Origin of the sequence: Providencia sp. Me31A (genome assembly GCF_050487165.1) — a bacterium.
GTDB lineage: Bacteria > Pseudomonadota > Gammaproteobacteria > Enterobacterales > Enterobacteriaceae > Providencia.
Genome location: NZ_JBKQGZ010000004.1, coordinates 12,903 through 32,405, shown reverse-complemented (window position 1 = coordinate 32,405; position 19,503 = coordinate 12,903). Strand labels below are relative to the sequence as shown.

At 39.9% G+C, this 19,503-nt stretch carries 14 protein-coding genes; 8 read left to right on the top strand and 6 right to left on the bottom strand.

What is annotated here, in order from left to right; genetic code table 11:
- Positions 1 to 358 precede the first annotated feature (358 nt).
- On the bottom strand, positions 359 to 1,228 hold the full coding sequence (locus ACLPIE_RS04090; protein WP_430259929.1) for a fructosamine kinase family protein: 870 nt from the start codon (positions 1,226 to 1,228) through the stop codon (positions 359 to 361).
- A gap of 275 nt (positions 1,229 to 1,503) precedes the next feature.
- Here ACLPIE_RS04090 and ACLPIE_RS04085 point away from each other — a divergent pair, with 275 nt between their 5' ends.
- From ACLPIE_RS04085 to ACLPIE_RS04070, 4 genes are read left to right on the top strand one after another with little or no spacing between them, the layout of a single operon-like run.
- On the top strand, positions 1,504 to 3,345 hold the full coding sequence (locus ACLPIE_RS04085; RefSeq protein ID WP_430259927.1) for an AAA family ATPase: 1,842 nt from the start codon (positions 1,504 to 1,506) through the stop codon (positions 3,343 to 3,345).
- Position 3,346: 1 nt separating this feature from the next.
- Positions 3,347 to 3,979 (top strand): 4Fe-4S single cluster domain-containing protein, encoded by a 633-nt coding sequence (locus ACLPIE_RS04080; protein ID WP_430259925.1) that lies wholly within the window; start codon positions 3,347 to 3,349, stop codon positions 3,977 to 3,979.
- A gap of 16 nt (positions 3,980 to 3,995) precedes the next feature.
- On the top strand, positions 3,996 to 10,304 hold the full coding sequence (locus tag ACLPIE_RS04075) for a protein kinase domain-containing protein (RefSeq protein WP_430259923.1): 6,309 nt from the start codon (positions 3,996 to 3,998) through the stop codon (positions 10,302 to 10,304).
- Positions 10,301 to 11,653 (top strand): hypothetical protein, encoded by a 1,353-nt coding sequence (locus tag ACLPIE_RS04070; RefSeq protein WP_430259921.1) that lies wholly within the window; start codon positions 10,301 to 10,303, stop codon positions 11,651 to 11,653. The genes ACLPIE_RS04075 and ACLPIE_RS04070 overlap by 4 nt, the downstream gene beginning before the upstream one ends.
- Before the next feature lie 122 nt (positions 11,654 to 11,775).
- Here the strand turns inward: ACLPIE_RS04070 and ACLPIE_RS04065 are convergent, their stop codons facing one another.
- The 4 genes from ACLPIE_RS04065 to ACLPIE_RS04050 are packed head-to-tail and all read right to left on the bottom strand — an operon-like array spanning position 11,776 to position 15,325.
- Positions 11,776 to 12,642, bottom strand: coding sequence for a metal ABC transporter permease (locus ACLPIE_RS04065; RefSeq protein WP_430259919.1), 867 nt, complete (start codon positions 12,640 to 12,642; stop codon positions 11,776 to 11,778).
- Positions 12,635 to 13,525: a metal ABC transporter permease gene (locus tag ACLPIE_RS04060; RefSeq protein WP_430259917.1), complete on the bottom strand. Its 891-nt coding sequence runs from the start codon at positions 13,523 to 13,525 to the stop codon at positions 12,635 to 12,637. Before ACLPIE_RS04060 ends, ACLPIE_RS04065 begins: the two co-directional genes overlap by 8 nt.
- Positions 13,522 to 14,412 carry a manganese/iron ABC transporter ATP-binding protein gene (locus ACLPIE_RS04055; protein ID WP_430259915.1) on the bottom strand — a complete coding sequence of 297 codons (891 nt, stop codon included), beginning with the start codon at positions 14,410 to 14,412 and terminating at the stop codon, positions 13,522 to 13,524. The genes ACLPIE_RS04060 and ACLPIE_RS04055 overlap by 4 nt, the downstream gene beginning before the upstream one ends.
- Position 14,413: 1 nt before the next feature.
- On the bottom strand, positions 14,414 to 15,325 hold the full coding sequence (locus ACLPIE_RS04050) for a metal ABC transporter substrate-binding protein (RefSeq protein ID WP_430259914.1): 912 nt from the start codon (positions 15,323 to 15,325) through the stop codon (positions 14,414 to 14,416).
- A 291-nt stretch (positions 15,326 to 15,616) separates the two neighbouring features.
- Here ACLPIE_RS04050 and ACLPIE_RS04045 point away from each other — a divergent pair, with 291 nt between their 5' ends.
- Positions 15,617 to 16,276, top strand: coding sequence for a transglycosylase SLT domain-containing protein (locus ACLPIE_RS04045; RefSeq protein WP_430259912.1), 660 nt, complete (start codon positions 15,617 to 15,619; stop codon positions 16,274 to 16,276).
- On the opposite strand, the gene ACLPIE_RS04040 is transcribed toward ACLPIE_RS04045, so the two are convergent.
- Positions 16,270 to 16,974 carry a MarC family NAAT transporter gene (locus ACLPIE_RS04040; protein ID WP_430259911.1) on the bottom strand — a complete coding sequence of 235 codons (705 nt, stop codon included), beginning with the start codon at positions 16,972 to 16,974 and terminating at the stop codon, positions 16,270 to 16,272. The genes ACLPIE_RS04045 and ACLPIE_RS04040 overlap by 7 nt on opposite strands.
- A gap of 886 nt (positions 16,975 to 17,860) precedes the next feature.
- Between ACLPIE_RS04040 and ACLPIE_RS04035 the strand changes: the two genes are divergently transcribed.
- The 3 genes from ACLPIE_RS04035 to ACLPIE_RS04025 all read left to right on the top strand — a co-directional run bounded on the left by ACLPIE_RS04035 (position 17,861) and on the right by ACLPIE_RS04025 (position 19,463).
- Complete coding sequence (locus ACLPIE_RS04035; protein WP_430259909.1) at positions 17,861 to 18,262, top strand: hypothetical protein; 402 nt, start codon at positions 17,861 to 17,863, stop codon at positions 18,260 to 18,262.
- A gap of 99 nt (positions 18,263 to 18,361) precedes the next feature.
- Entirely contained in the window at positions 18,362 to 18,811 is a 450-nt protein-coding gene (locus ACLPIE_RS04030) for a methyltransferase family protein (RefSeq protein ID WP_430259908.1), read from the top strand.
- A 64-nt stretch (positions 18,812 to 18,875) separates the two neighbouring features.
- Positions 18,876 to 19,463 carry a hypothetical protein gene (locus tag ACLPIE_RS04025; RefSeq protein WP_430259906.1) on the top strand — a complete coding sequence of 196 codons (588 nt, stop codon included), beginning with the start codon at positions 18,876 to 18,878 and terminating at the stop codon, positions 19,461 to 19,463.
- The last annotated feature ends 40 nt before the right edge of the window (positions 19,464 to 19,503 follow it).

Sequence of the window (19,503 nt, the reverse complement as noted above, 5' to 3'; positions counted from 1 at the left end):
ACTTATGTATGCTCCCCGAGATATCTGCACTTGCCGCCTACTCATAACGCGAATTATATAGAAAATTAATGCGTTGTCGTACTCCATGCCATGAGTGTGTTGGCTGCGTTTAGCTACTCGGGTCACATACTTATGTATGCTCCCCGAGATATCTGCACTTGCCGCCTACTCATAACGCGAATTATATAGAAAATTAATGCGTTGTCGTACTCCATGCTATGAGTGTGTTGGCTGCGTTTAGCTACTCGGGTCACATACTTATGTATGCTCTCCGAGATATCTGCACTTGCCGCCTACTCATAACGCGAATTATTTAGAAAATTAATTAGTTGTCGTACTGAATATTAAAAACAGGAAATTATTTTTCGTTGATTAGATTATCTACAATCGTATGTGCCTGTTGATAACTTTGCTCATGACCAAATATATGGGCTTTGTTGAGTAAATAGTAAAGTTGATAGATGGGTTGTCTATCTAAAAAGCCATTTGGTAACGGCCAAATACTTTGGTAGCCATCAATAATCTGTATTGGCAATTCGTTATACAGTGGCAACATGGCGATATCACATTCTCTGTCCCCCCAATAGCAGGCAGGGTCATACAGCACGCCATCAATCTGATGAGTGATAGCGCAGTTAGCAGGCCATAAATCGCCATGCAATAAGGAAGGCTGTGGTTGATGTCCAGCAAGTTTTTGTTTAACAATGTCGACAATCAACTGAATGTCACCAAAAACCATCCCCTTTTCTGAGGCCAGCTGTAATTGCAAACCAATGCGTTTTTCTGCAAAGAATGAATTCCAACGCTTTTCCCAACCATTAGGCTGAACAATAGTGCTGAGCATGGTATCAAAATCAAACCCATAGCTAGGCTGTTCTTCCCATTGATGTAAACGAGCTAATTGCTGACCAAAGTGCCAAGCATTAGTATTATCAAAGGGCTTAAGAGGGAAATATTCGAGGAGAAGAAAACTGTGGTGCTTATTACTGCCAACACCATAAACCTTGGGTACAGTTATAGTTTGGCTTTTGGCGAGCATTTCAAGTTGTTCAGCTTCTTGTTTGAACAAAGGTAAAAACTCACGCCGATTTTGTTTAATGAACACAGTATGTTCGCCATAGTCAATTCTTAACGTATGGTGAATATCACCACCAGAGAGAATGACTTTGTTACGTAGCTCTGCTTCACCTAAGTGCTCACTTAGTAAACGACACATTGCTTGCCACATGACTCACCTCGCTCTGCTTTGGTCTTCATTAACACAATACTATAGCGACAGTTTAGGAATTAACAGTGATAATTGTTTAAAAAGAAGAGACTATCACGAAATAATTGAATAATTATCGGGTGAATAAATCCAAAATTAACCTGTTTTTAAATTTAGTCTATATTTTTATCCAAATGAGAATGTTCAGATAATTCAGTATGAGTTCAAGTTCCTGACGCCATTTGCTTGCGATTTCGGGTAAACTGCAAAAAATACTTTCATATTTAAGGGTTGCTATGAACACGGATTTTCAAAAACCGCGCTGGTTAAGAGACTTATTGCGATTTATTCCTCTGAAAAGTCAGTTTGTTCTCTTTGGTAATGTTCGCGATCTACAAGCCTGTGAAATTGCGCCCACCGTAGTGACTCCTCTGCTATTTAACCAAGCTCTCTTTAATAACTTATTTCAGGCTGGGTATGCTTATGTGATCACCTATACGCCACTCCTTGGCTTTCAGTGTGTTGCTAACCCGACAGAAAATTCGCAAGCTAGTACTACCACCTTGATGCAAAACTTGGGTTTGCATATGGCTGATGATAAAGCTGCTGGTGGTATTGATATGCTAAATCATTTGCTGGAAAAATTTATTAACTACAAGCAGCAGCCGATTGCATTATGCATTGATTTTGCCTCTTGCTTGATTTCTCATCGCGATAATCTGACTAGTGCTGAGCACAGCTTATTTACTCGGGCCTTAGTGGTTTCCCATCAAGCCAAAGCACGACCATCAGGGGAAAATAACCAACCGTTTTACAATTCTATTTTTTGGATCGTGGAAAAAGAGACCGACTTGCCAGATTGGTTTTTAGTCAATAACCCACGCGTGAGAGCAATTCCTGTAGCGAAACCTGATAGTCAAGTTCGTCGGGCACTTACGCCGATGCTGTTGACGTCATTGGTTGATTTTAAGGATATTGAGCAGTCTGATAAAGATAGCTTAATTAATGATTTCATTGATGAAACGGAAGGGTTATTGTTGCTGGACTTAACCGCGATAGTGCAATTGGCGCGGATCGAAAATGTGCCCGTTACGCGAATTAGTGATGCGGTACGACGTTATAAGGTGGGCATAACGGAAGATCCTTGGAAAAAAATTGATAAGCAGAAAATACATAACGCACCGCAGATAATTTCTCGCCGAGTGAAAGGGCAACAGCATGCAGTTACCCATTTGTTAGATATTATTAAACGTGCAATGACGGGGGTGGGGGGGCATAAAGGCGGCAGACCTCGGGGCGTTTTATTTCTAGCAGGGCCAACAGGGGTTGGAAAAACCGAGCTCGCTAAAACGGTGACACAATTACTATTTGGTGATGAAAGTGCTTATATCCGCTTTGATATGTCTGAATTTAGTGCTGAACATGCAGACCAACGCTTAATTGGTGCACCTCCGGGCTATGTTGGTTATGATTCAGGCGGGGAGCTAACTAACGCCATTCGAGAAAAGCCCTTTAGCGTGGTGCTGTTTGATGAGATAGAAAAAGCACACCCCCATTTAATGGATAAGTTTCTACAAATTATTGATGATGGGGTATTGACCTCTGGCCGTGGAGATCGCGTTTATTTTTCGGAATCTTTAATCATTTTTACGTCAAACCTCGGTATTTACCGCTTGGATGCGAACGGTGAGCGAGTGGCGAACGTACAGCCCAATGAGCCTTTTGATACCGTGACGCGCAATGTGAAAAGCGAAATCGAACGTCATTTTAAATTAGTCTTAAATAGACCAGAGTTGCTCAATCGAATTGGGGAAAATATTATTGTTTTTGACTTCATTCGTCCTGATGTCGCGTTACAAATATTTGAACAAATGGTGGAAAACATCTTGTCTGGTTTGGAAAAACAATTGTTGACGATTACTATTTCACCACAAGCCAAAGAAACATTAAAACAACATTGCTTAGCCGATTTATCTAATGGGGGACGAGGAATTCGTAACCAATTGGAAAGCTATTTAATTAACCCATTATCTCGGGCGATTTTTGACCAAGATATACAGCCTAATTCAGCCTATCAAATTGTCGAAATTGCCACGGGGGAAACCACGCAAATCACTTTAGCGGCGATGAGTAATTAATGTGGTGAATATTAGTATTTCACGAATTCATTTTCCTATTATGGCTCTAGGCCCGGGAAAGCGCATCGGTATTTGGTTTCAAGGCTGCTCATTACGTTGCAAAGGCTGCCTTTCTCCTGATACATGGCAAGTAAAAGACAATCGCATTACGGTGGAAAAATTACTGGAACAGATAACTGAATGGTTACCCTTGGCTGATGGCATCACGATTTCAGGAGGAGAACCGTTTGAGCAACCTGACGCGTTATCAGCTCTAGTCTATGGAATTAAACAGCGAACGGATACGGATATTTTGGTTTATAGCGGTTATCAATGGGATGACATCAAAGAGCGAGTGTTACAAATGGTTCCATACATTGATGCCTTGATCAGTGAACCATTCAAGGTGGAGCTTGCGCAAACCCAAATGCTCAAAGGCAGTGATAACCAGCAGTTACATATGTTGACGCCATTAGGCAAAGCCCGATTTATGGCCTATCAGCGCTCGACGACACCAGAGGATAAAGTGTTGGATTTAGCATTTGATGAAACAGGGCGGCTATTCTTAGTAGGAGTTCCTGAACGTGACGATATGTTACGTTTACGCACCTTGATTGAACAGCAAGACCAATCTTTGCAGCAACTAAAAAAATAACTTATTGGAAGAATGGATGACCATGATACGTTTTTGCCCACACTGCCAAACAGAGCGACCGTTAACTGAAATTTTTTGTGCAGGGCAAATTAAAACACCGCAAGGGGATTACCAGCTTTGTGGTTGGGATTTAACTCTTGAGGCCATCCATGAGGCTGGTTGGCAGCCCACAGAAGATCCTCCTGTTGCCACTAAGCCATCAACGCTCAATATTGATGAAAACAATCAAAATAATCAAATTGTTGAGCGAAGAGTTTGTATGAACGGGCATCCAATGGATGAAGGCGATTTTATTTGTCTCGAATGTGGTGCGGATGCAGACCCTGAAGCAAACAATATTGAGAAACAATTTCAAGAGGTTATTGGTAATTGGCGTCTTGAGCGCCGTATTAACCAAATCGATAGCCCACGGGAACGGTACTTAGTCACACAGATTGAAAACGGGAAAAGTGGTGTACTTACCTTATACCAAAAAGGTGAAGAGCCTGATCCCTCTATTTACCAAGTGCTTAAATTGATCCCAACAGACCATGTGCCTGAATTTTATGAAACAGGCCGTTGGGAAAATCGTGCATGGCATGTGACTGAATTACTTGAAGGTGGCTCACTGAGTCAATTTATTCAGCAAGGAGATTTTTGGCAATCTCATGAAATTCCGAAATTAGTTAAGGAAATAGGGCAAGCTATAGCAGTGTTTACAGAGCATGGCTTGCGTCATCGTAATTTGTGCCCAGCTAATTTATTGATCCGCAGCCGTGAGCCTTTAGATATCGTGGTGATTGAATATGGCTCTGCAAGTTTGTCTGAATTTGATCTTGATATCGTGACCCCCTTGGATATTTCTCGTTATAGCGCACCAGAAATCTTGGCCGGTGGAGTGAGTGCAGCATCCGATTGGTGGAGTCTCGGCGTTATTTTATTAGAACAACTGACTCGAGGGCAGTGTTTTGCTCACGTTCATGATAATGCATTTTTAATCCAAGTCATGACCAACGGTATTGATCTACCTGATGATTTAGACCCAAATTTACAATTATTATTACGCGGATTGCTGTGCCGAGATCGTTTTTTACGTTGGCAATGGCCGCAGGTGTCTGCATGGTTAGAGGGGAAAGCCGTCCAAGCGCCTCAAATGGCAATAGCCGGCTCTAAAACTGAGTACCATCAAGTCGAATTTGTGGGGCAACAATTTTCGCAACCCGATGCTTTTGCTATGGTTGCGGGAGAACAAACGCATTGGGACGATGCAGTCCAGTTTTTGTTACGTGGAGAATTAACCTCATGGCTAGCCAAATTTGATAATAGTCAAGGGCAGTTAAAGCAAATTCAGGGCTTTTTAGATAATGCAAAACCGTTAGATGGAGCCCAGCAAAGTGAAATGAATCAAGATATTAAGCTCACTTTAGCGTTGAAGATCTTAAACCCTAACATGCCATTTATCTATCGTGGTGAAATTATTACGCCTGCATGGTTATTAGAACAGCCCACTCTTGCCTATGCATTAATCAGTGAGCCATTAAATCAGCACATTCAGAATATCGATCCTCAACATTGGCTAGTACAGCTCTACCATCGGCAATGTTCAGTACGAGAGCGAGCTGAACAATTAAATATCCTGCTCAATGAAGAAAGCTTGAAACTGTATCTGCTGATAACATCAATAAGCCAGCTAGCTGCGCGTTGGGAGCTGCTGCATAGTCAATTTCCGGATTCTCATAACGAAAGTCTACAAGCCTTATTGGATAGACAAAATCTGCAAGAAATCGATTATATTTTATTGTTGAGTGCCGATATTGGACAGTTTATTGCACTAAGCTCGTTAGTTGAACAGGCCTTTGAATTAGCTAGGCAACATGATATCCACAATTTTGATAATGAATTAGCCAAAAAACAGCTTTTATTACCAAGAGGGGAGCTATATCAGCTGATTAATCATCGAGTCAGTGATTTTAAACGTATAGGGCTTCCTGAATTAGATGGTTGGGTGGACGATTTTTTATTAACGCGTCGTTTGCCATTAGACAAAATCCTTGTATTACTCGCTATTCCTATCGAACACTGGCAAGTGCCTGAATCACAAAAGTATGTTCTTGAAGTTTTAAGATTTTTTACGCAAAAACTCACGTCGGTGACACAACGTGGGAACTTAGTCCGTATGCGTTTAACGCAAAATACTGGGCGAGTCGATTTAATGGAGTGTGATAGTCCTGCTCGTCATGCAAGTGAGTTACTTGAACATTTATTGAACCGCAAAAAAAGTGCGATCTCCATTGATAGTGATTTGCTATTGCAACATCGAGGTATCAATAATCGATTACGGATGCTGCAATCAGATACACAGTTATATCAAAGGGATACGGGTATTGATGGCATGTACCTTGGTTTCCCATTCTTATTACTGCACACACAACCGAATCAAATTAAACCGCGAATAGCGCCTTTGTTTTTATGGCCAGTTTCGTTGCGTGCTTCCTTAGCTCAAAATAGCCCCATCCAGCTCAGTTTTGACCATGAAAGGGGGGCTATACGCCTAAACCCTGCGCTGGCAAGCTTTGTGGGTATACCCCCAGTGAGTGAATGGCAATCAGTATTAGATAATCTATTGTCAAAAGCGGGTTTAGGCATTTCAGATCTGATGGAGACACTTTCGTCATTATTGCCAGTACAAGGGGGGGAGCTCACGCCACTTCCTTCACTCACCGCCCCAATCGCAGAGAATAGCGCACAAATTTGTTGCTCAGCGGTACTTTTCCATACGTCGTTTATTGGCCAAGCGATGAGTAGTGATTTACAGCAAATTGCAGGGCTACCTATCTCGCAAACGGCATTAGCGACAATGCTAAAAGTCGAACCTATCAATAGCACTAATGAAATACAGCCGAATAATTTACTTAATCAATTTGCATTGTCATTGTCTGACCCGTCACAGGAACAAATTGTTCAAGCAGCACAAGGCAATAGAGGGCTGTTGATTGAGGGGCCTCCAGGGACAGGTAAAAGTCAAACTATCGTGAGCTTAATCGCGGATGCGATAGGGAGACAGAAAACTGTTTTAGTCGTGTGCCAAAAACCTGCGGCATTAGAGGTAGTCTATAAGCGATTGATAGCCAATGGATTAGGAGATAGAGCACTATATATCGGTCAAAGCCAAAGAGGTCGTGACATTATTTTGGCGGTGAGGGAACAAATTGAGCAACTTTGGGAACAACAAAAAAGTCAACTTGTTGAGCGTGATTGGTCAGGAGAGAGAATTCATCTCGTCAGCCGTGTTCAGCTGTTTGAGCAGAAATTAGATAGATATTTCCATTCACTCAATAATATTGATAAAAAATTTCAAGTCTCTTATAAACAAATATTAAGCCAACTAATTGAGTTTGAAGCGCTTCCTCGTTTTGATATTGATGAACAGCAAATTAAACCATTATTAGCACAACTAGATAGGCATGGGGTTGAACAACTCACCGATGACTTAAAGTTACATGCGCATACATGGTGGCAATTAGATTATGAAAATAATCCACTAAAAGCCTTAGCGCAGTTTACTGAGCGTGACCCTCAATATGTGATTTTTAGTCAATTAATTATGGAATTGATTGGTGTTGAAAAACAACGTGATGAAGCCTACAGAACACAATATCAGCAAATTACGTTGACTCAATTATCGACCCATGAACAATGGTTATCACAGCATGAAGAACAATTTAACCAATTAACGACCGAACAATGGCAGTCACTTTCTCGTTGGTTAACGCTATTTCGCAGTGAAATGGGGAATTCAATTATTCGCCAACTTGAGCAGTTGTATCAGCGCTTGTTATCGATTAATGAAGAAAATATTGACCCGTTATTATTCCCAGTGTTTAGGGAGATTGATAATCACAATCTTGCCCAATTATCCCTCGCATTGATGGAAACGTTACAAGGTTCATGGTTGCGTTTCTTTAACCCATTTTATTATCGTCGGCAAAAGCAGTTGCAGTCATTTATGGCGTTCAGCGGTTTAACACTTACGATTGAAAAACGTGCTTCAATAATTAGCACTATTGGTGTCGAGCAACAATTTCGCCTCCTTGAACAAGAGCTACAGCCTTTATATCAACAGCTTGGTATTGAAATTCTGTCAAACCATCAGTGGCGTAGTACCTTGCAATCGTTGATCATGCAACTAAAGCAAGTGGCGGATATGGCTGCGCTTTTAGCTCAGTATCCTGAGCCTTTGCATTTTGTTGAAGCGATTATTGAACAACAGAAAGCCGGTTTTATTCACCAATGTCATGAAATCAAGGCTGCAATCGGCAAATTGCGTGCAAGAACGGAAAGCTTAAGGAAATTGAATGAGTTAGATAGCCTATTTTCATCAGAAACCCTAGAACGGTTTAAAATGGCGGTCGTAAACGGCGAGTCATATACGGCAGAATTGATAAAAATAGAACAGCAGAAAGAAAATATATTGCGCTATCAATTGTTTAGGTTAGATACGCAACATTTTTCAAAGCAGCAGTGGGAGATTTTAGCACTATCAAAGCTTGCAATTAAACAACTTATTGGCGTTGAGGGGGGGACAACACAATGGCAAGATCGACTCGTTCAAACAATTAATTATTATTTCTGCTTGTTTACTCAAGCTCAATTGCTTGCCACATTACCTGCATTAAATACCAATCACGACCAACTAATGTCAGATCTAGCGGAACTGGAGAATGCCCAAAGACGATTACAGCAATTCAACAAAGAAGCACTGACGGCCAATATTGATATCAAAACGTTAGGAAAACGTGGTGAATGGGAAGAAATTACCCGTTTAGCAGGGCCAAGAGCTCGACGTTTAAGAGAGTTTATACGAGAAGGTTGTGATATTGGGCTGATGCAATTACGACCTATTTGGCTAATGACACCGGATGTGGCGAGCCAAGTACTCCCTCTTGAAGGCGCTATGTTTGACAGTGTAATTTATGATGAAGCGTCACAGATGCCGATTGAATTTGCATTATCGACCTTATTTAGAGCCAAGCAGGCCATTGTCAGTGGTGATGAAAAGCAAATGCCACCGTCAAAATTCTTTACAGGTAAGTTAGCTGAAGGTGACATTGATGAAGAAGATGATGACCAACAAGAGCTGGCTGGAGAACAGTGGGACTATCGACAAATTAGTGATTGTCCTGATTTGCTGCATCTAGCACGTATGGTATTACCTATCCATACACTGGATATTCATTATCGCTCTGCCTACCGTGAACTAATCAATTTTTCCAATTTTGCTTTTTATGAAAATAGGCTTAACATCCCAGCGCAATTCTCAGCCAAAATGGTCAATAAAATTAAGCCATTACAGCTTATTCCAGTTAATGGTGTCTATGTGAACCAAAGCAATGAAGCCGAAGCAATGGCCATCGTTGAACATTTGGCCTCAATGTGGCAACAGCCTTTCGAGCAGCGACCTTCTGTGGGAATCGTCACATTTAACCAAAAACAAGCCACATTGATAAACCAAATAATTCAAATGCGTGCAGCACAAGATGAAGACTTTCTTCATGCCTATACGCAGGAAAATCAGCGTACACATGATGATGAAGATATGTCGTTTTTTGTCAAAAATGTGGAAAATGTACAAGGCGATGAGCGCGATGTGATTTTGTTTTCTACCACATTTGGTCGTAATGCGCAGGGAACATTCCGACGTAACTTTGGGGTGTTAGGGCAAACCGGCGGAGAACGGCGTTTAAACGTCGCTATCACGCGTGCTCGCCAGCAAGTAGTGATAATGACATCGATGCCAATAGATGAAATTTCTGATTTATTATCCACTTATCGGAAGCCGGAGATCCCACGGGATTATCTACAAGGCTATCTGGCTTATGCACTAAATGCGTGTAACCCATTAATGCAAAAAGAAAATAAAAAGTTACTAAATCGCATGTGCCATACACAGTCTGTGGTTGATAGCGAAATGCTTCCACAAAATGCGTTTGTTGATTCGGTGATGCAGTTTATTCGACAAAGTGGATGGCAGTTGACTACGGCAAGTCAAAATGGGTTATTCGACTTTGATGGCATTGTAGAGGATCACAGCAGTGGCCGTTTGGTAATCGGCATTGAATGTGACATACCATCACATCCACTCTTGAAAACAGCTCGTTCTAGGGAACTATGGCGCAGCGCTGTTCTTGCGCGAGTGGTACCTGCTCGCTACCGAGTTTCTATTATCGAGTGGTACCAAAATCGGGACTTGGCCCAACAACAATTGCATGACGCCATTTCTCATGCTTTTCTAACTCAATCTATCTCTCAAAAAGAGAATAGAAAACCGCAAGAGGGTGCGTTATGAGTTCATCGGTTCATCGTATTACCGTTAGGGAAATGAATGAAATTCAGTGCAGGCGCCAGCTTGCGGTAGTAAAACGTCGATTTAAACAGTGGCAAGTATTGGCAAACAATAGCCAATATCATCAACCGCGTATTGCACAAATTACGCAAGCATACCAACAGTTAATGGGAAATGGGGAGCAGCTTGCCGCATTATCAGTACGCGATTTAAGCTTATTGAATAACCAACTGGTTGAGTTTACAGGGACATTAAATAACGAAGTACAGGAAGTTCGTGAGCAACAAATTGAAAAAAAAGCATTATTAGCACGGACAAAAAGCCATAGAGAACATAATTTGGCTGAGTTAATCACATTGGTACGTGAAAAACTGCCAAATGAAAGCGAACTTCTGGCACAATTAGTTGCATCGGATAAACAGACAGAAAATCAGACTAACCAATTAATATTTAAAGCATTAACTTTATTGAGTTCGCAATCAACGTCACTAACGCCATCCGCAGTGACATTATTAAATCAGCTAAAAGCACAATCTGAAGGTGTGAAGCAATTTTGGCAGTCAGGTTTACCTCAAACGCCATTTGCTCAGCAATGTGAGCAGATCTTATTGATGATTGAAAAGTTAAAATTAATGGCTTCGTCTAATGATGTTCAACGTGCTGAACAACAATTGGTTGAGCTTAGGGAACTTAAAGAAGGTACACCGCGCCATTTACGTGCTGATTCACTGATAATGACATTGGCAGAACAATTGAAATTAAGCCAGCAACGTATTGAACTTATAGATAAAATTGAGCAACTTTGTGATGAGTTAGCTATTTTTGCTGATAATGAAAATAACGCTATGATTTCGAATGTTTTAGCGAGTATGGAATCAAGTTCGATAGAAGCGTTAAACGCATGGATAGATAAGCTAGATAGCGCTGTTAGTTTTGCTGAGCAACAGGTTGTTGCCACCGCACAAAGAAAAACGGTACTCGATGGACTAGGGAAACTCGGTTATCAAGTTCAAGACACGGATGTTAAAGCGTGGTTGGATGATGGCAAAGTGGTAGTCACTCATCCAGCAACACCGGGGTATGGGTTAGAATTAGGGGGCAAACAAGCTCGTTTTCAGGCTCGTACAGTGGCTTTTTCTACCCAGCGGGATAATTTGCGTGATCGGGATATTGATGCCATTTGGTGTAATCAGCATCAGCAATTACAAGATATTATTGCTCAGACGGATGCACAGCTGGTTATTGAACAGGCGTTACCGGCAGGAAGCGGGGAAATGAAAGTGTATGAAACTCAATCTGAAGAGCAACGTCGTAATATCGCTGTGAACCATCTAAAAAATCGTAGCAAATAGATAATTGTTCCAGACGGTTTAAATTACTAAAAAAGGTTTTGTTGCATACGAGGTTAGTATTTAAAATAAAAAAGCTGAATTCGTTATGTGTGAATTCAGCTTTTTGCTATATCGCTTATTTGTTATGCGGTATGCATACTTTGTGGGTTAGTTCGACTTCTTTTACGTGCAAGTACTAACTTGCTATAGAGTAGAGCTATGACAAAATAAACCGCTTGAGTAACAACTATTGTTGGCCCAGTAGTCGCATTGATATGGAAACTCAAGATAGTGCCTATCACGCTAGATGTTACAGAGGCGATGATGGCGACTACGAGCATTTTTCCGAAGCTCCTACATAGAACAAATGCAATAATCCCCGGTGAGATCAGCATAGCAATTACCAGAATGATCCCAACAGCTTGCAGTGAAGCGACAATAGTTAGCGCCAGTAAAGATAGTAAACCATAATGTATCAGTTTGACGGGTAGGCCAATCACGCGGGCTTGGTTTGGGTCAAAACAATACAGCATAAAATCTTTACGTTTTAGTAAAATAATTGCGATTGTGATACTCGCAAACAGTAAAATCTGTTTAAATTCGCTATCGGTTATCCCTAAAATATCGCCGAAAAGAATATGTGTAAGGTGTTGTTCAGTATCGATTTTAGCAAACATTACTAAACCAATAGCAAACATTCCAGAAAACACAATCCCCATAACGGTATCTTCTTTTATCCGGCTATTTTCTTTTAAGTATCCTGTCGCAACAGCGCAGAATAAGCCAGAGGCAAACGCGCCAATAGCCAAAGGAATGCCTAACAAAGAGGCGATGATGATTCCGGGTAACACTGCATGGGAAATAGCATCGCCCATGAGTGACCAGCCTTTTAATACTAAAAAACACGATAAAATGGCGCACACAGTGCCACTGACAATGGCCGTAATTAATGCTTTTTGCATAAAAGGGAAAGCAAATGGAGCCATCAATAAGTCAATGAAATCACTCATGAGAAGCCCCTTGTTGGTGTGATTGATGTAATCGAGCAACTTCTTTTTTCGCTTTGCGGCGTGATGCAAAAATGCCGTGTTTAGGTGCGAAGAAGAATGCTAATAGGAAAATAAGGGTTTGTAAGGTGACGATTAACCCGCCTGTTGCACCGTTGAGGAAATAGCTAATGTAAGCACCAACTGCACTGGTTATGGTTCCAATAGCCACAGAGATAATTAACAAGCGTTTAAACTGATCGGTTAGCAAATAAGCAGTTGCTCCAGGAGTGACGACCATGGCAATGACTAAAATTGCACCGACGGTTTGTAAGGCGGCAACGGTACAAGCACTTAATAGCGTAAAGAAAATGATTTTAAGACGCAGTGGATTCAAACCAATAGAACGGGCATGGTTTTCATCAAAAAATACGGCTAATAAATCTTTCCATAAACACATTAAAACAATAAACGAAACACCGATAATAATCTCAACCTGTAAAACATCGGTATCTGCGATCCCTAAAATATTACCAAAGATAATGCTTTGCACGTTCACAGATGTTGGGTTCAATGAAACAATCAACAAACCGGCAGCGAAGAAGGTTGAGAATATAAAACCGATTACGGCATCTTCTCGTAACCGCGTTAAATGTTTAACTAATGTCATGGCAAGTGCTGCAAGGATACCTGTAAAAAAGGCTCCTGCGGCATAGGGCAAACCGAGAGCATAAGCCCCTGCAACACCGGGAACCACAGAGTGAGAAAGGGCATCTCCCATTAACGACCAGCCTTTTAACATCAAATACGCAGATAAAAATGCACAGACAGCACCAACAATGGCACTAACCCAAATGGCTTTTATCATGAAATCGTATTGAAAAGGCTGCAATAATATTTCAATCATTCGGAAACCTTAGGTTGATTTTTTCGAACGGGAGCATCATGGTCATGACCATAGAAAACCGCTGCTCTTTCGTCGTCAGTGATCACCGTAACAGAACGTGGGTCATCGTCATCATGGAGTTCTTGACCTGATAGGTTAATGTGGCGCAATACTCCACCAAACGCTTTTTGTAGATTGCGTTGTGTAAATGTAGTTTCGGTTGGGCCACTGGCTAACACAGTGCGATTGATCAAAATCACGTGGTCACAAAATTCAGGCACACTTCCTAAATTATGGGTAGAAACAAGGATGAGATGTCCTTCATCTCGTAGGCTGCGCAGTAAGTCGATGATGGCATTTTCTGTTTTAACATCAACACCAGTAAACGGCTCATCTAGAAGTAAAACTTTTCCTTGCTGGGCAAGTGCTCGTGCTAAGAATACCCGCTTTTTCTGACCACCAGAAAGCTCGCCAATTTGGCGATGCTCAAGGCCTGCAAGGTCAACACGTGCTAAGGCCATTTTTACTGCATCTTTATCTTCTTGCTTAGGAATACGAAAGAAGCCCATTTTCCCGTAACGTCCCATCATCACTACATCAGAGACTAAAACGGGGAAGTTCCAGTCAACTTCCTCAGTTTGTGGTACATAAGCAATTACATTTTCTTTCAGTGCTGCTTTGATAGGTTGCTCGTTTAATTTAACACTGCCAGAAGAAGGGGTGACTAGCCCCATAATCGTTTTAAATAGCGTAGATTTACCACTCCCATTAACACCGACAAGCGCGCAAATGGAGCCACCTTCAATAGCAAAGCTTGCATCATAGATGGCGGTATGGCCGTTGTTATATGTCACTGTCGCATCATCAACGACAAGACTTGGGTGCTCGAATTGATTAGAGTGATTCATATTACTGTGAAAATCCTTTCGCTATAGTGTCTACAGTTGTATTTAACAGGTCAATATAAGTGGGTACAGGACCATCGGCTGTTGATAATGAATCAACATATAATACACCACCGTATTTTGCGCCAGTTTCTTTACTCACTTGGCGAGCTGGCTTATCGGAAATAGTACTTTCACTGAATACGACAGGAATATTATATTTACGAACAGTATCAATAACTTTTTTAACCTGTTGAGGAGAACCTTGTTCTTCCGCATTAATTGGCCATAAATAAACTTCTTTAAAACCATAGTCTTTAGTTAAATAACTGAATGCACCTTCACTTGAAACTAACCAGCGTTCATTTTCTGGAATACGATTTAAACGTTCACGAAGCGGTGCATCAAGTTGCGCAATTTGTTGCGCGTATTTTTTGGCGTTAGCATTATAGATTTCAGCGTTTTCAGGGTCATATTTCACTAACGCTTGGCGAATATTTTCAATATAAATTTTCGCATTTGCAGGGGACATCCAAGCGTGTGGATTTGGATTATCTTTATACTCACCCTCACGAATTGGCATTGGCTCAATTCCCTCAGTGACGACAACAGCTGGGACATTTTTAAAATTTTCAAAAAAACGTTGGAACCAAACCTCTAAATTCATCCCATTCCATAAGATTAGGTCAGCATCATAAGCTTTCATAATATCTTTTGGTGTTGGTTGATAACCATGAATTTCAGCCCCTGGTTTGGTGATAGACTCGACAATTGCAGCATCACCCGCTACATTTTGAGCAATGTCTTGAATTATAGTGAACGTCGTTACGACTTTAAACTTTTTTGCAAATGCGGGTTGGCTAGCAAACAAAATTGCAGCTAATGCAAGTATGGTTGTGAATAACGGTGCAGATAATCGAGATAAATTCTTCTTCATAAAGTTGACCCTGACATTATAGGTTTAGTGTTTTCTAATATTTAGCATATAGTTGTTAAGGTTTATAACAATTGTATTTTATAACCCAACTGATAATGATTATCAATATCAGTTGTGGAAAATAAACATAAAAATTGTGGAATAATATTTATGCTCATTATGAGACCTGGGCCTCTTATTGTTATTTTGTATGACTAAAACATGTCCTGAAGTAAAAGTTAAGTAAAAATTATTTTATTTTTCTTAGGATTAGTTATTCTTCCATCGGCTTCGGTAGTAGAGGATATGACAGTGAAAAAAATAATTGGCGGTACCTTTGTGTTACTGCTACTCGCAGGTTGTTCTAGTGAGCCAGATAGACCTATTGCAAAGCAGAGAATGCTGGACAACCGTAATTTGGGGACAACAAGCACACAAATTACCTCATTCCCTCGAACGCCTTTTGATGAATTCATTCGAGATTCTGCATCTCGTTATCGTGTTGATGAAAATTTAATTAGAGCCATCATTGAGGTTGAGTCTAATTTTCGACCGGATGTCGTGAGTAAATCGAATGCGATTGGCCTGATGCAAATAAAAGCCTCTACTGCGGGCCGTGATGCATACCGTTATCAGGGAAAATCGGGTGAGCCTAGTTCGAGTGACTTAAAGGACCCACAGAAAAATATCGATATAGGCACTGCATATATTCGAATTCTAAGGGAACAACATCTTGCTGGAATTAATCACCCTCAAACGTTGTATTATGCAACAGTTGTGGCTTATGTGAATGGTGCCGGTGCGCTTTTACGGACTTTTGATAATGATAAAGGGCGAGCGATTACAATGATCAATAATCTGTCACCTGAAGAATTTTATCAACATGTGCAGACTAAACATCCAGCACCGCAAGCGCCACGTTATTTGTGGAAAGTTAAAAATGCCTATAATGCATTAGCAGTATCTTATTGATATTCTTTCATTAAATGTGGGAGTAGCGCGACGATTTCAACAATACCGTTGATAACAAACTGCACTCCCATACAAATCAACAAAAAACCCATCACTCGTGCAATTGCATCAATACCACTGTTTCCTAACCATCTCATAATCGACGTTGCGCCACGTAAACCAATCCAAACGATGAGACTCGCAATTAAAAAAGTGAGTATTGGTGCAACTTTTAATACCCAAGGTGCAAAAATGTCATTGCCCTGTAGTGTGGCTGTGGAGCTGATGATCATTGCAATTGTACCGGGTCCCGCAGTACTCGGCATTGCAAGAGGAACAAAGGCAATACTTGGTGACTCTTGGCGTTTTTTGGGGACATTTGGGTCATCAAGCGTTGAGGTTGTGGTGTCGTCATTGACATCATTATTAGGAAATAGCATCCCAAAACCGATAAATGCGACGATTAAGCCACCTGCAATTCGAAGCCCAGGGATTGAAATTCCAAACGTAGTCATCATCAATTGTCCAGCATAAAAAGCAATTGTCATGATGGCAAATACATAAATAGAGGCTAAAAATGATTGGTGATCGCGCTGTTCTTTGGTCATGTTTGACGAAATACTGAGCATAACTGCTATGGCTGTTAAAGGGTTGGCAAGTGGAAGCAGTAAAACGAGGCCAATGCCGACAGCTTGAAATAGCTCGAGGAAATTTGTCATGGTAATTTATACAAGCTCCCAAAGTCTGTGAATAGGTAAGTTTCCTTAACTTAAATATAACAAAAATCATACAGATCGGTATGTTAGCATATTTATTGAGTTGCTGTTTTATTATTAAAATTAACCAAGAACCATGAAAGCTAGGAATTTATGCGGACTATAAATTATTAACGGTTAGATAAAGTTGTACACATTAACTGTGGATAACAGTCCTATTCGTTTGTGAATAACTCAATTAATATCATTAATAACATGAAGATAAGTCACTGAGCTAAAAGTATTCAATTTACGTAGGTAAAAAAAAGACCTTTTTATGGGGTATAAAAAGGTCGAGGGCATCTATTAACAGGTGTTTTTAATGTCGATATAAGAAGATTATAACGAGTACAATGTTATTTACTGGTAATTAATGTAAATTCATTAAAAGAATTCGGTTTTGCCTTAAACTAAGAGAGTAGAGTATGTTTAACGAAATCTAACATTAAACTTTAGCCGTAACTGATTTAGATAAAATATTGGTTTTTACCCGTCTCTATGGGACATGAATTACATCCAAGTTGGAGATGAGCACCTATATTTCCTGTAGTAACCTATGGTTAACCGTATCATTAGACTCAATTTATTAGTTTTTCCTCAAGAAAAAACAAATTATACGTATTTACCATTGAAGAAAGCTTTTTTATCGTTATTGATAGGAGTTAATAAAAGTACATATAGGTGGAATATAGCAGCGTTTAAAGAACTGCCAAGAAAAATCATATGAAGAAATGAAATTTTATTAAAAAGAGTCAGGGAATTCTTTACAAAGGATTTTTAATTTTAAAAATAGTTTTACGCATAGTTGTATATCCTACATTCAATAAGTTTAGTGAAAGTAGGGTAGAAAATGAAAAAGCTAATAGGAACCTTAACGGGAGCATCAATGTTGCTAGTTTTAGCAATAGCGATGTTGTTTATCGTTTTTCCTCAGCAATGGAAACAAAATATTTATCCAAGCATATCGAAAATATTGCCTCCATCGTTCAGCTATGTCTTACCGCAAGGTCTAGCGAGTAATAATATTTGTGATAACTTAGAAGATAATCTGCAAAATTTTGCTAACTACTTAAAGGTTAACCAAGATGTTGTAGATATTAAAGGTATGAATAGCCTAGATGAGCAGCTAGCAAATATTAAAAATCGAATCGACGCAATGCCAAGCGGTGTACGTAATTTAGTATGCCAGCAGGAATATAGTAAACTAGAGGGATTAAAAAGTGTTTTTTCATTAGGCCGTAATAATGAATAGCTTCCTTGACTAGCGTGACCTTTCTTACTACCTTTCTTTTCAATCACTGTATTAGTTTATGATATGCTAATAACGTCACCCAAAATTGAAGGTAACGTAATGAGCATGTTTAAATATCCATTATTAAATTGGTTAATTGTCAATGGAATTGCCGCTTATTATCTTTCTAGGCAAGGTACTCTAGATTGGCAGTTTTCAGGTTGGATGGGTATTTTAGGTATTTTGGTGGCATTAGAAAGTGTGTCTTGGGTCGTTATTAGCCTTTATTATTTTTTTAAACATAAAACCTCACCCAATCCTATGGTCAAGGCAACGTATTTAGTTACAGATGGGCCTTATCGATTATCACGTAATCCAATGTATTTAGCATTTACTTCCATGAGCTTAGCGTTAGCCTTTTTCACTCATTCTACATATTTTTTAGTGGCAGGTTTAGCCTTTTGGTTAATGACTGATCTGTACACTATTCCCCAAGAGGAACGCTTTTTAGCGGAAACATTCAATGAAGAATGGGAACACTATCGCAAGCAAACACGGCGTTGGTTATAATCTCTGTTAATGAGACACTTTATCATTTAGTATGATATTTCTAACTCTAATATTAAGGTTGCCTATGAACTATCAAATTGCACCATTTTGGATCAATTCTGGGAAGTTAGCCTGTTTAATTGTTATTAGCCTTTTCCTTGGTTTTTTTTCAGTAAGTGGGTTTATTTTTTATTTACTGGCTATTGGTGTTGGATGGGCTGTAGTGGTTTCTTTTAGAATTCATGCACTGAAAGAGAAAGGGTTAATATTAAAAAATAGTGATATCTCTGACTGGATGGTTTATATCCAAGGTATTCCAGTTGAAGAAAAAAGGCAGTCCCTCGCAAATCCTTGTTTTGCAATTTTACAGCATGGGCAATCATTTTTCAGTAATGCACTTATTTTAAAAGCAATTATTCAGGCTATTTTTTCCGTTTATATTCTGCAGCAAATCTACTTTGTGGATAATATTTATGTGCAGATATTAGCTTTAATTTCGGTGGGTTATGTTTTGAACTCATTATGGAGCACCCTTAAAAATTATAACGCAGTTAAACGAAATAAGATTATTACTGAAGAATTAATCGCACCTAGTGGATCGCATTGGTATCGGCTTTCTTTCGCAAGAAAAGAGAAACTATTTCCTGCATTAGATAGCTTATTCGCCATATAATCGGGAAGGTGTTGATTTTTCATATAAAGCCGAACAATAA